The 12,994-nt window shown below is 29.7% G+C and carries 17 protein-coding genes; 16 read left to right on the top strand and 1 reads right to left on the bottom strand.

Annotated features, from left to right (window positions below; translation table 11 throughout):
* The 9 genes from EAH69_RS14010 to EAH69_RS13620 all read left to right on the top strand — a co-directional run.
* The coding region (locus EAH69_RS14010) for a hypothetical protein (protein WP_230466833.1) at positions 1 to 717 on the top strand (717 nt) is incomplete at its 5' end.
* Positions 718 to 969: 252 nt separating this feature from the next.
* Complete coding sequence (locus EAH69_RS13585) at positions 970 to 1,275, top strand: hypothetical protein (RefSeq protein WP_121935759.1); 306 nt, start codon at positions 970 to 972, stop codon at positions 1,273 to 1,275.
* Positions 1,276 to 1,305: 30 nt separating this feature from the next.
* Entirely contained in the window at positions 1,306 to 1,584 is a 279-nt protein-coding gene (locus EAH69_RS13590) for a hypothetical protein (RefSeq protein WP_147439156.1), read from the top strand.
* A gap of 214 nt (positions 1,585 to 1,798) precedes the next feature.
* Positions 1,799 to 2,437, top strand: a complete 639-nt coding sequence (locus tag EAH69_RS13595; protein ID WP_121935761.1) for a hypothetical protein — start codon at positions 1,799 to 1,801, stop codon at positions 2,435 to 2,437.
* Positions 2,438 to 2,740: 303 nt separating this feature from the next.
* Complete coding sequence (locus tag EAH69_RS13600) at positions 2,741 to 3,217, top strand: hypothetical protein (protein WP_121935762.1); 477 nt, start codon at positions 2,741 to 2,743, stop codon at positions 3,215 to 3,217.
* Between the two features lie 223 nt (positions 3,218 to 3,440).
* A complete protein-coding gene (locus EAH69_RS13605) occupies positions 3,441 to 3,851 on the top strand; it encodes a hypothetical protein (protein WP_121935763.1) in 411 nt (136 codons plus the stop codon).
* A gap of 225 nt (positions 3,852 to 4,076) precedes the next feature.
* Positions 4,077 to 4,481 (top strand): hypothetical protein, encoded by a 405-nt coding sequence (locus tag EAH69_RS13610; RefSeq protein WP_121935764.1) that lies wholly within the window; start codon positions 4,077 to 4,079, stop codon positions 4,479 to 4,481.
* 244 nt (positions 4,482 to 4,725) lie between these two features.
* Positions 4,726 to 4,986 carry a DUF3781 domain-containing protein gene (locus EAH69_RS14150; protein WP_394338587.1) on the top strand — a complete coding sequence of 87 codons (261 nt, stop codon included), beginning with the start codon at positions 4,726 to 4,728 and terminating at the stop codon, positions 4,984 to 4,986.
* Entirely contained in the window at positions 4,983 to 5,432 is a 450-nt protein-coding gene (locus EAH69_RS13620; RefSeq protein WP_121935765.1) for a GyrI-like domain-containing protein, read from the top strand. The genes EAH69_RS14150 and EAH69_RS13620 overlap by 4 nt, the downstream gene beginning before the upstream one ends.
* Positions 5,433 to 5,523: 91 nt before the next feature.
* Here EAH69_RS13620 and EAH69_RS14015 read toward each other — a convergent pair whose 3' ends face one another.
* Complete coding sequence (locus EAH69_RS14015) at positions 5,524 to 5,661, bottom strand: hypothetical protein (RefSeq protein WP_230466834.1); 138 nt, start codon at positions 5,659 to 5,661, stop codon at positions 5,524 to 5,526.
* 642 nt (positions 5,662 to 6,303) lie between these two features.
* On the opposite strand from EAH69_RS14015, the gene EAH69_RS13625 reads away from it, so the two are divergent.
* The 7 genes from EAH69_RS13625 to EAH69_RS13655 all read left to right on the top strand — a co-directional run bounded on the left by EAH69_RS13625 (position 6,304) and on the right by EAH69_RS13655 (position 12,780).
* Positions 6,304 to 7,302 carry an IS30 family transposase gene (locus tag EAH69_RS13625; RefSeq protein WP_121935766.1) on the top strand — a complete coding sequence of 333 codons (999 nt, stop codon included), beginning with the start codon at positions 6,304 to 6,306 and terminating at the stop codon, positions 7,300 to 7,302.
* 161 nt (positions 7,303 to 7,463) lie between these two features.
* Positions 7,464 to 8,051, top strand: coding sequence for a TetR/AcrR family transcriptional regulator (locus EAH69_RS13630; protein ID WP_121935767.1), 588 nt, complete (start codon positions 7,464 to 7,466; stop codon positions 8,049 to 8,051).
* Between the two features lie 3 nt (positions 8,052 to 8,054).
* Positions 8,055 to 8,453 (top strand): cupin domain-containing protein, encoded by a 399-nt coding sequence (locus EAH69_RS13635; protein ID WP_230466835.1) that lies wholly within the window; start codon positions 8,055 to 8,057, stop codon positions 8,451 to 8,453.
* Positions 8,454 to 8,577: 124 nt separating this feature from the next.
* A complete protein-coding gene (locus EAH69_RS13640; RefSeq protein ID WP_230466836.1) occupies positions 8,578 to 9,789 on the top strand; it encodes a TolC family protein in 1,212 nt (403 codons plus the stop codon).
* Position 9,790: 1 nt separating this feature from the next.
* On the top strand, positions 9,791 to 10,876 hold the full coding sequence (locus tag EAH69_RS13645; protein WP_121935773.1) for an efflux RND transporter periplasmic adaptor subunit: 1,086 nt from the start codon (positions 9,791 to 9,793) through the stop codon (positions 10,874 to 10,876).
* A 3-nt stretch (positions 10,877 to 10,879) separates the two neighbouring features.
* Entirely contained in the window at positions 10,880 to 12,103 is a 1,224-nt protein-coding gene (locus EAH69_RS13650; protein WP_121935769.1) for an ABC transporter permease, read from the top strand.
* Between the two features lie 2 nt (positions 12,104 to 12,105).
* On the top strand, positions 12,106 to 12,780 hold the full coding sequence (locus EAH69_RS13655) for an ABC transporter ATP-binding protein (RefSeq protein WP_121935770.1): 675 nt from the start codon (positions 12,106 to 12,108) through the stop codon (positions 12,778 to 12,780).
* Positions 12,781 to 12,994 lie beyond the last annotated feature (214 nt).

The following is a 12,994-nucleotide window of genomic DNA, read 5'->3' on the forward strand; positions in this document are numbered from 1 at the left end:
GTTCGTGACGAATTGAACTGCGTTCAATTTCTTTCCGTTCTTCGCAAAATACCCGGCTCGTTATGGGCAACCTTAAATGACACTCACCGACAAACAATCAATTACGAAAATGACTGCCGACAAATGTTGGTTGGACTGACAATTCGTGCTATTATTTATGGTGAAGTAAAATACTTTGCAGACGAAGAGGGAAACAATATTAATCCCGAACCTTGTTACAAGACAAAGTATCCAGATATTGATACTCTTGACCATTCCATTTACTTCAAATCAGACAACAAAACTATTTATATTTTTTGGGACAACACATTTGTTTGTTACGGGCTTCTATCAAAGCAACTTGACTTGACAGAAACCACAAACGACTATGAACAGAAATGGGACGTTTCTTCTGACAGCAAATGGCAACCTTTCATTGGACAAAAAATCGTTGACTTTAAAATTTTATGGGAAGAAACTTGGATTTCAAATTTAGACGGCACAAACAAAGTCTATACAACATATCCGCAGACATTTGAAATTAAAATGGAAAACGGAAAATCAATTTTTATTACGGCTTCCGAACTTAAAGACAGTGATGACGAATATTATTCTCAAATGGACAACTTGCTTGTAACAACAAACTATGAATTATTGCAAAGACTTGAAAATTTACAGCAAAACCAAATTGAAATGCGCAATTCAAAGAAAACCTTATGGACGAAATTATTTGGATAATAAAAAAGGCTGCCCATAACAAGGTATTGCCAAAAGCGGGGCTGAAGTGTCGAGTTCTACGTCAGTAATTCTATCGCCGCCAAAAACGAATTTTATTCGTTTTTTATTTTTAAATTTAACTCATAAAAATTCGTTTTGGCTCGCCTCGGTGCAAAATCGAAACTTTCGGCTTCGATTTCCCCGCCTTCGGCAATACCCAAAACGTTAGCTGCAACCAATAAAGACGACAACCTAATAAAAAGAATTTAGAAGTTGGAACAAAAGACTAAACAAATAAAGCAATTGACAGAGCATCTTTTAGAAAAGTACGGTTCAGAAAATATTCTCGTAACGGACTATTGGGACGCTGACAATACAGCAATTGGACTTTCAGACAAAACAAAAAAATATACAGTTTACATTACTGACAACGGAAGAACTGACAATGTGTTTTTTGTTTCGCTGGAAAACCCACCGACAACAGAAGACTTTCCATATACACCCGCAGGTGACTTTGATAATTTATCTGCTGAAGAAGTTGAAGACATTCTTATCAAACATTTAAAAATCTCAGAATGACGGCCGAGGAGATTAGAGACATAATTGATAGTGAAAATAATATCCGAACCTGATATAAACAATGTATTTGGACTTGACTTAACAAAGTGTTTAATTGAGCCTACAAAACAGAATTATAAAAATTCTAATGACTCTACTGACGTTTACGAATTATGGACTGTGCTTGAGGAAAATGAAGACAAAAGAGGTTACAAAATTTATTTTGACGAAGAAACTAAAATGTTCGGACTTGCAATAAATTCTGACAAAGACGAGTTGATTGACATCGGATGTTATGGGACATTTTTGAAAACATTATATTCGATGTGACATTTGGCAGCAGCTAACAAGGGTTTGGCGCAATGGCGGGTTAAGGCTAAATTTTGAAGTTTCGTCTTTCTATTCCGCAAAAAGCCAATTATATTGACTTTTTTCTTAAATTTATTCAATTAATTGGCTTTTGCTTACTGTGTCGCTAAATTGAAACTTTTCGCTTCAATTTCCGCCACTGACGCCAAGCCCCAAAACGTTATACAACATTTTTATGAAAACTTGTATCTATTTTACATTAATTATATTTTTATTTAGCTGCAATAAACAAATTTATAGATATACATTACCTGAAATTGATACAAAAATTTCTCTTGAAGATTCACAAGAATTTTATAATAGAATTTCAGAAAACACGACTATTAAAGATTTAGAAAGTAAAAATCTTAATTATATTGTATTTAATAAATATTCCAATGGAAGTATTTATTTAAATACTTCTCAAAAAGATAATTGTTTTCAAGATTCAAACAAAGAATTTATAGTAATATGGCTTGAAAACAATATTTCTTACATACAAAAGTTTAATAATTGTTATCAGTATAATTATACTATTATTTCAAATGAATTAATAGATTACATATTAAAGAATTTAAACGAGTTAGAAACTCAAAGAGTAAAAAGATTTTCAGAAAATAACATTTCAATACATATACTTTCTCATTCTACATTTAAAAATTTATTTTTCAATATAAATAATAAAAAATTCTATAATCGGTTTGATGAATTTGATTTAAAGAACTTTGATGATCAACTTAATATCAATTATAACTTTAATAAAAATTTGAAAATTGTTCATTTAGATAAATTAATTGAGAAAACTATAAATAATGTTGAATTCATCAAAAAATAAAAACGTCGTATAACAAAGTATTTGCGAAAAAACGGGCTAAAAGTAAACTTTCATCCCATCTTTTTCCACTCGCAAAATTGCTTTTCTAAAAACTTTCAATTAATTTAGTTTAAGCCAAGCAATTTGCTTGAACGCACGAACTTGAACTTCGTTCAATTTCTCTCCCATTCTTCGCAAATACTCGGCTCGTTACACGAAAGCTTTCCCAACTCTGCGTATAAATTGAAGAAAAAATACTTTTACATATTAATCATAATTTTGATTATTCTAATTCCAATATTTTATTTCGGAATTATTTATACAATGGTAAGTTTAAAATACGAAACTGATTCTCCAATTGAATGCATATCAAAAATAACTGGTGACAATTTATGTGAATCAATAAGTAATTTGAAAACTTTAATATATGCTGATATTGTTATAATTATTCTACTTATTATCTTTAGAAATAAAATCTCAAAAATGGGATATAAAAAAGTATGTTTAGAATGTAAAATTTCATTCAATCGTGATATTGATTTAGGTTCAGAACTTTCATATCCTTGTCCTGAATGTGGAAAACCTATGACTTTATTATCTCATAGATTTAGAGCACCGAAAAAAAACGATAAAAAAGCTTGGGAAACAGTTAAGTTTTTAATCGAAAACGGTTTTCCTTTTCAACATATTTACAAGATTGAAGATGGAAAATTGACCAATGAATATGCGGAATTTCCAAACTCTATGAAAGAAGCCGAAGAATTTATTGAAATTTATAAAGATCAAGCTTATAAAAAATAAAGCCATCGTGTAACATAGTATTTGCAAAAAACGGGCTGAAGGCTAACTTTTTTGTCATTATTTTCCACTCGCAAAATTGCTTTTCTTAAAACAATATACTAATTTAGTTTCAGCCAAGCAATTTGCTTGAACGGACGAACTTGAGCTTTCGCTCAACTTCTATCCCGTTCTTCGCAAATACTCGGCTCGTTAGCTGTAATTATAAAATCTCTGAACCTATAAAATGTTATTCTCAATTAAGAAAGTTCTATCTGCATTGATGATCATATCTTTAATCTCTTTCATAATAGAATCTCCATTCAAAAAGGGTGGAATTACTGAAATTTCACAATATTTTATATTAGGAATAGCTTTTGGTTTATCTTTAATTTATTCAATTCAAAAACATAATAATGAATTTAGTAAAATTCAAAAATTAGTGAAATTCATAACAATTATATTATCATCTGGAATTGGCTTAGTAATAAGCTTGATAATAAGTCGTAATTATTTAGAAAAAATTTATGGTTTAGATTTCCGACTATATATAAATGAAACTTTTTCTAATTTTTCATTTTTTACCATTGCATTCATAATATCTGCATTATTATTAGAAATTTTTAATAAGATAATTAAAAGTTATAACTACAGCTAACATAGTATTTGCGAAAAAACGGGCTGAAGGCTAACTTTTTATCCATAATTTTCCGCTCGCAAAATTGCTTTTCTTAAAACTTTAATCTAATTTAGTTTCAGCCAAGCAATTTGCTTGAACGGACGAACTTGAACTTTCGTTCAAATTCTCTCCCGTTCTTCGCAAATACTCGGCTCGTTAGCAGAAATATTTCTCCTGAAACTGTTTAAAATACTAAAATTTGAAATGTGTATATTAGAAATTTATAGTGATACCGATTCGTTTAAAGAATTTATAAAAACAACTACTTTACCAAACTTTAAAATTGATGAAAAAGGTGAATTTACAAATTCTCTAAAAAAAAGATTAAACGAAAATTATATTATATCAATTAAAATATCAAATAAAGAAATGGACAATTTGAATGGTCAAATTAATGATGCTATTCAATTTCTTAATATAAACTGTATTGAATTAGAAAAATTAGTCTCTAATCATAAAGTAACATTTTCATACTTAAGATTTGGAGTATTAATAAATGAAAATCAAGCTATTTTACGAAATTATTATCCAATTGAACTTTTAAGATTAGTAAATAGATTAAATTTTGAAATTGAAACAGCAATTTATAATGGAAACTCTTTTGAATAAAATACTTCTGCTAACATGGTATTTGCGAAAAACGGTCTGAAAGTAAACTTTCAGCCTAAGTTTTTCTCAACGCAAAATTGCTCTTGTTTCAATTTATTTCTTAAATTTATAAAAACAAAAGAGCAATTTGCTCAGTTCGTGACGAATTGAACTTCGTTCAATTTCTTTCCGTTCTTCGCAAAATACCCGGCTCGTTAGCGGCAAGTGTAACCGAACTCACAGCTAAATTGACACAACTACTAAAATGACCATTGACAAAAACAAAATTTTAAACAATATTTGCTATACCGAACTTGTTTACGACCGAATAAACAAAAAACTAAAAAGCAACTTTTCTAAAAATGAAATCGAAACCAACCTTTTAGCAACAATTTCAGAAACACCTATAAACAACTTTAAAAAAATCGGAAAAAATTTCTACATTTCAAACGCTGATAAAAACATTAAAATCACAGTAAACTCAAACACTTACAGAATTATAACAGTTGATAAAATAATAAAATGACAAACGGATTTAAAATAATTGGAATTTCAACCAGAACGACTAATAAAGACAGTAAAGCACAACAAGATTTAGACAATCTTTGGGGACTTTTTTTTACCCAAAACATATTTGACAAAATTCCGAACAAAGTTTCTAATGAAGTTTTGGCGATTTATACAGATTATAAAAGTGACTTTACTGAAGATTATACAACAATAATCGGAGTTCCTGTTTCAACACTTGACAAAATTCCAGAAGGCTTAATCGGACGTGAATTTCAAACTGAAAACTTTCAGAAATTTACAGCCAAAGGAGAAATGCCAAACGCAGTTGTAAATACTTGGATTGATATTTGGAATAGAGACAAAGAATTGAATAGAAAATATACTTATGATTTTGAAGTTTACGGCAAAAACTCTCAAAATGGAGAAAATTCAGAAGTTGAAATTTATATAGCAAAGAAATAAACAAAACACCAGCCGCTAATACGGTATTGCCAAAAGCGGGGCTGAAGTGCTAAATTCAACTTTCGTTCTACTATTCCGCCAAAAACGAATTTTATTCGTTTTTTATTTTTAAATTTAACTCATAAAAATTCGTTTTGGCTTGCCTCGGTGCAGAATTTAAGCTTTCAGCCATAAATTCCCCGCCTTCGGCAATACCCGAAACGTTATACGCAATTGCAGTTTCGAGCATCCAAGTTTTTCGAACTATTTTCTATCTCAAATTCTTTTAAATTTTTCACGATTTTCAAACTTTGTTTTTAGCAATTTTCAAGCAAGTTGCAATTCCGAAATTCAAATTTTCAGAAATTCAGTTTTCAGTATTTTTTTAGCAATTTATTCTGTTATTTTGAACAAAATGCTATTTTCTAGCTGATGTTTCAGCATTTTCTTGAATTTTTATAAATTAAACAATCTCAATTTTTCAGATTTCGAAAGTTGGTTTTCTTTGTATTTCTAACAAATTCGGCTAATCGATTTTCAAACCATAAATTCATCTTTTTTTCAACTTTTTTGAAATATTTGAACTTGAAGTTTATTTCTAATTTTCTATTATTTTATTTTTCAGTCAGCTTGCAAAAGCGCATAACATGGTATTTGCAAAAAACGGGCTGAAAGTAAACTTTCAGCCTATGTTTTTCTCTCGCAAAATTGCTCTTGTTTCAATTTATTTCTTAAATTTATCAAAACAAAAGAGCAATTTGCTCAGTTCGTGACGAATTGAACTGCGTTCAATTTCTTCCCGCACTTCGCCAAGCCGCAGCCCGTTAGCGGTAATGCGTCCGCGGGTTCAGAAAACTAATGCAACACTATAAATTATTAATTTAGTGTTGTTATGAGCCAAAATTATACAAGATTAACCCTTCAAGAACGATTTAAAATTGAGAAATATTTAGATCAAAAACTTTCCATTTCATCCATTGCTATTTTATTAAATAGAAACAAAAGTACAATATCCAGAGAAGTAAAAAAGTTTAAAAAAAGATGTTACGATGCTTTTATTTCACATCAAATTGCCTTTGAAATTTCGATGAATAAAAACTATGGGAGAAGCAAAATTTTAAGCAATAAAAAGCTCTTAAAAATTGTGCATTCTAAACTCAAAAAAAGATGGTCGCCTGAACAAATTTCCATATTTTTAAAACATAATTTTCCACATAATAAAGCAATGAATGTAAGCCACGAAACCATTTATTTTTATATCTATTTGCACAGTAAAAGTCACCTAAAAAAGGAACTAATTGACTCGCTAAGACAAAAGAAAAAAACTAGAGGACCTGCTCGCTCTAAAGAATCGAAAGATATTAAAATTAAGGACCGTATTTCTATCGATGAAAGACCTCAAGAAGTTATAGGCAGAGAGATTCCTGGACATTGGGAAGGTGATTTAATTATCGGAAAAGATCATAAATCGGCTATTGGAACGTTGGTTGAAAGATCTACTCGTGCGGTGATTTTAGTTCATTTAAAAGACAAAAATGCGGAGACCGTTCGAAAGGCTTTTGAAAAGGAATTTAAGAAGCTGCCAAAGCTCATGAAAAAATCGTTAACATACGATAACGGTACTGAAATGGCTCAGCATAAATTATTCACCAAAAACACGAAGGTACAAGTCTATTTTACACATCCCTATTCGCCTTGGGAAAGACCTACAAATGAAAATACAAATGGACTTTTAAGAGATTATTTTCCTAAAGGAACTGACCTTTCAATTTACTCTGAAAAAGAACTTAAAAAAGTGCAACGTGAACTTAATGAAAGACCTCGAAAAGTACTTGATGGATATTCACCAGCGCAAGTTTTTAATCGAATGATTATTCAACAAATCAAATAATCAAAATTTTTACTATTTTTATATTATCGTTGCATTAGCAACTTGAAACCGCCGTCCAAACCCTTTCCAAAACTACAAATCAATAATATTTTAAAATAATACTTGTCTATTAAAAATAAAGTTTTACTTTTGAAGAGTGAATATTCACTAACATCTATTATATGGAAACAGATTTATCTACTAGACAATTAGAAATCATTGAAGTATCAGGTAAAATTCTGATGCAGAAAGGAATTCTGGGTTTGACAACAAAAAACCTTGCCCAAGAAATGAAGTTTTCTGAAAGTGCTTTGTATCGACATTTTAAGGACAAAGAAGAAATTATCATTCATTTAATTAGCTATTTATCTAAAAATGTAAATGAACGATTCGAAAGTATCATCAATTCGGATTTAAATGCAGAGGAAAAATTTAAACAACTTTTTAAAAGTCAGTTTTCTTTCTTTAAAACCAATCCGCACTTTATAGTAATTGTTTTGTCGGAAGGACTTTTGGATAATTCAGAAAAAATAAAAAATACAATTTTAAATTTAATGCAAACCAATTCTATAATCTTTAGGAAAGTAATTGAAGAAGGACAAGTATCCAAAGTATTTAATCAACATATTGATTCCGATTATTTGGTTCATTTTACAATGGGAGCATTTAGATTACAAATGCTAAAATGGAAAATGGAAAACTTTCATTTTGATTTAGAAAAAAAAGGAAATGAAACAATGAATAATCTATTAACACTTATAAAAATTTAAAAAATGAAAAAGATAAAATTTGCATTTTTCGCATTTGCACTATTTGCATTCACAAATAATTCTATTGCACAAGACAAAACAAACAACTCAAATATTAAAAATATGATAAGATATAATCAACTCGATTCTTTACACGACAGCACTAAATCATTATCTGTAAATGTTCTTTTTGAAGGAAAAGAAGGCGTTACAAGAAGCTTACAGATAAACAAAGATGGTATTTTGGCAGAACACATTACTAAAACAGATGCTATTTTAATTTGTGTAACTGGTGAAGTGGTTTATGAAGACGAGAAAAACAATCTTAAAACACTCAAAGCTGGTGATTTTTACAAAATTGAACCACAAGTAAAACATTGGGTAAAAGGTATTGAAAATAGTCAGTTGCTTTTAATTAAATAAAAAAAATTATATGCTTAAGTTAGTGAATATTCACAAACAAATACTGGTTTTATCACTGATACTATTTAGTTTCAAAAACAGTTTAGCCCAAGAAAGTAAAACATTTTCGACGCTAAATGAAGTATTGGAATTTTCTAAAACGAAAAATTACAGTTTTGATAATGCAAAGCTTCAAACACATCTAGCAGAATTAGAAAAAAAAACAGCTCTTGGCAATGCATTTAATCCAAAAGTGAATACAAGTATTCAGGTTTTAGACAATATCAATTTACCAATAAGTTATTTGCCTGCCGAAGCGTTTGGCGGAGTTTCAGGAACTTTTAAAGAAGTGCAAATTGGACAGCAATATGTTTCTACTTTCAATATTCAACCACAATTTGACATTATCAATTTATCAAATTTTGCTCAAATAAAATCGGCAAAAATTAATGAGCAATTGGTAGAAAATCAAAATAAAATCAACGAACAAAATCTATATGAAAAAATAAATGCGGTGTATTTTAATATCATCTCTTTTAATGGACAAAAGGAAGTTGTAGAAGAAAATATTTTGATTGCCGAAAATATTCTAAAAATTATTTCAGAGAAAAATAAGGAAGGAATCGCAAGAAAACAAGAAGTAAACGAAGCTGAAGTTAATTTAATTTTGTTAAAAGATAAACTGGAACAATTGGAAATGAATACCAAAATTCAATACGAAATTTTGAATCTATTTTTTGAAAATAAAATTGAAAGCAATTTAAAACAAACTATATGGGATTTTAAAGACCAAACAATCCTATCTGCAAACCAAAACAATCTACAAAACCAAAATAGCGAATTACAAGCGCAATTGGCACAGCAAGAATACAAATCTTTACAATATCAAAATTATCCTACTCTCTCTTTTGTTTCTTCTTTTAATTGGCAAAATTTGAGTAACGACAATTTTTTCGCAAGCAAATCCAATTGGCAAAATTTTAATTATGTGGGATTAAAACTGGGTTGGGAATTACCAACAATACAGCGTATTTCCAATATCAAAAGCAAAAAAATACAATTGGAAATATTACAAAAAACAAATGAACATATAAAGGCGGAAACAGAAAGTAAAAATGAACAATTGAATTTGGAATATCAAAAATCTTTACAACAATTCATCAATTTTCAAAAGGTATTTGATTTGAAAAAAGATACCTACGAGAAGAATTTTAACCAATTTAAGGAAGGAATTTTACCATTAGACAAACTTTTGATTTCGCAAAACGATATGATTATTAGTAAACTAAATATAGTTTCTGTATTAACCAATATTGGATTTAGCAAAAGTAAAATTGAAATTAATAATACATTTTAAGATGAAAAACATAGTTATACTATTTACATTATTCACGGTTTTTTCTTGCACTAAAAGCAAAGAAGAAAAACCCATTAGACAAGACATTAAAGAACTTGTTTTTGCTTCGGGACAATTGGAGTGGGACGATTCTTATAATCTTACAGCTCAAACCGATGGAGTTTTGCAAAATGTAAATTTAGATGTTGGAATTGCTGTAAATAAAGGCAATTTTATTGCAAATATTGATAATAGAACGAATGAAATTAACACGCAAACGGTACAAGAACAATTGGTTATTACAAATGAAAATTTAACAGCTAATTCGCCTCAAATGCAACAATTGCAACAAAATATAGCGTTTGCAGAAAGCAAATACCAACAAGATAAAACCCAAGAAGAACGCTATAAAAGATTGTATCAAAGTCAAAGCGTAGCAAAAGTAGAATATGAAAATATGAAATTGAATAGCCAAAATTCATTATCCAATTTGAACGCATTAAAAAAACAAGCCAATCAAATTTTGCAAACCGCCAAGCAACAACATATTACAACCAAAGGGCAATTAAGAAACAATCAGGTGGTGCAAAATTATAACTCAATACAGGTAACAGAAAGTGGTACAGTTATTAAAAAATATAAAACCACAGGAGATTATGTGCGTAAAGGAGACGTTATTGCTACGATTGCCAACTCCAATAAATTAGAAGCCGTTTTAAATGTTGATGAAAATAGTATTGGTAAAATTAAACAGGGTCAATCTGTTTATGTGTCTTTAAACTCCAATAAAGATGAAATTATAAATGGAAAAATATCTGAAATCTTATCTGCTTTTGATGAGAAAACACAATCTTTTATTTGTAAAGTTACATTTGATAAGCCTATACAAAATTCCATTTTCGGAACTCAATTAGAAGCCAATATTTTGGTAGGCGAAAAGAAAAATGCACTGCTGATTCCTAGAAGTTATATGGGCTATGGCAACAAAGTAAATGTAAAAGGCAAAGACGAGTATGTGACAATAAAAATAGGAATTGTATCTACCGAATTTGTAGAAGTTTTGAGTGGAATTAATGAAAATGATGTGATTTTACCATTGAAGTTATAAGTTATGAACATAAACAGTACCATTGCAAAAACCTATATTTTTTCTAATAAAAAACTCACAGCCGTAGCGGTTTTGGGTGTATTGTTAGGAATGTCAGTTTACATATTTATGAATAGTTTATTGGTAGGTTTTGATAAAAGCTCAAATACTTCTATTTTTAGAAATACTTCTCATATTAGAGTGTATAAAGATGATGAAATCAGCAAACCTTTAATCAATCATTCCGAAAGCAAATCTATCATAGTTAATCCGAAAGTTGTTCCCATAAATAACACGATTATCAATCCCAACTTAGTAATGGAAACAATTTTGAAACAAAAAAAAGTAACCGTAGTAACGCCACAAGTAAATACCAGTGTGTTTTACAACAATGGGAAATCTCAAATTTCAGGAATTTCGGTGGGCATAAAACCAGATGAAGCTAATTTGATGTACGATATAAAATCATTTATGGTGGATGGAAATTTTGATTTATTAAAATCTAACCCCAATGGAATTATAATAGGAAGTGGCGTTGCCGAAAAAATGAATTTGGCAATAAATGATAATTTAAACCTTACTTCTTCTAAAAGTATTAACAGGAAGTTTAAAGTAGTAGGAATATTTAAAACCAATAATTCCATCACCGATAAAACAAAATCCTACATTAATTTATCGGCATCACAACAGCTTTTAAAACAGGGCAATAACTATATTACAGATATTAATGTAAATGTAATCGACCCAGAAATTGCTGAGAAAGTGGCAGAAAAACTCACACAAATTACGGGCTACAAAGCCGAAGGTTGGAAACAAGCCAATGAAACTTTGATGGCAACCAATAAAATGCGAAAAATGATTATAACTTTCGTATCATTTACTATTTTATTGGTAGCAGGTTTTGGTATTTACAACATTTTGAATATGACCGTTTCACAAAAAATAAATGATATTGCCATTCTTAAAGCAATGGGATTTAAAGGAAAAGATGTTATTAGAATTTTTGTAACACAAGCCATTTCCATTGGAATAATGGGCGTAATTGGAGGTGTAATTATGGCAACAATTTTAATTACCATTTTAAAAAGAGTTTATCTCGGCGGCGATATTGGTTATTTTCCGATAGATTATGAACCTCAAAAATTTGTTCAAGGCGTTTTGATTGGATTATTTATTACATTTTTTGCAGGATATATTCCAGCCAAAAAAGCAGCCAATGTAGATCCTATAGATATTTTAAGAAAATAAAAATGAATACAATATTAAAAACAGAAAATATAGATAAATTCTTTCACGAACCAACAGAATTTCAAGTATTGAAAAACATACATTTTGAAGTTCAGAAAGGAGAATTTTTATCGATGATAGGAAAATCAGGCAGTGGAAAATCTACTCTGTTGTATATACTTTCTACAATGGATACTGATTATAAAGGAAATTTATTTATTGACAATCAATTAACCACTGGATTATCAAAAGACCAATTAGCTAAATTAAGAAACGAAAAAATTGGTTTTGTTTTTCAATTTCATTACTTATTAGCCGAATTTTCTTGTTTACGAAATGTGATGATACCAGCTTTAAAATTAGGCAAACTTTCCGAAAAAGAAATTGAAGAAAGAGCCTATCAGAAATTAGAAATATTAGGATTAAAAGACCAAGCCCTAAAACCAGCAAGTAAACTTTCAGGCGGACAACAACAGCGTGTAGCAATTGCTCGTGCTTTAATCAACGACCCTTTAATTATTATGGGAGATGAACCCACAGGAAATTTGGACAGTAAAAATACCGACATAGTTTTTGATATTTTTCAAGACCTCAAACGAAATTACGGACAAACGATTATAGCCGTAACCCACGATGATGATTTTGCCAAAAAAAGCGACCGAATAATAGAAATGAAAGACGGTGAAATATTGAGATAACGCACTACCGCTAACAAGGTATTGCCAAAAGCGGGGCTGAAGGAATTCTATTGAACTTTTTTACTATATTTGAACTTTGGTATTTCTATTGAAGTTCGGTGCTAAAAATCCCCGCCTTCGGCAATACCCAAACCGTTGTGTGCAATTTACTCGCGGGTTCAGAAAACTAATGCAACACTATAAATTATTAATTTAGTGTTGTTATGAGCCAAAA

This window comes from Faecalibacter macacae (genome assembly GCF_003687725.1).
Classification (GTDB): Bacteria; Bacteroidota; Bacteroidia; order Flavobacteriales; family Weeksellaceae; genus Empedobacter; species Empedobacter macacae.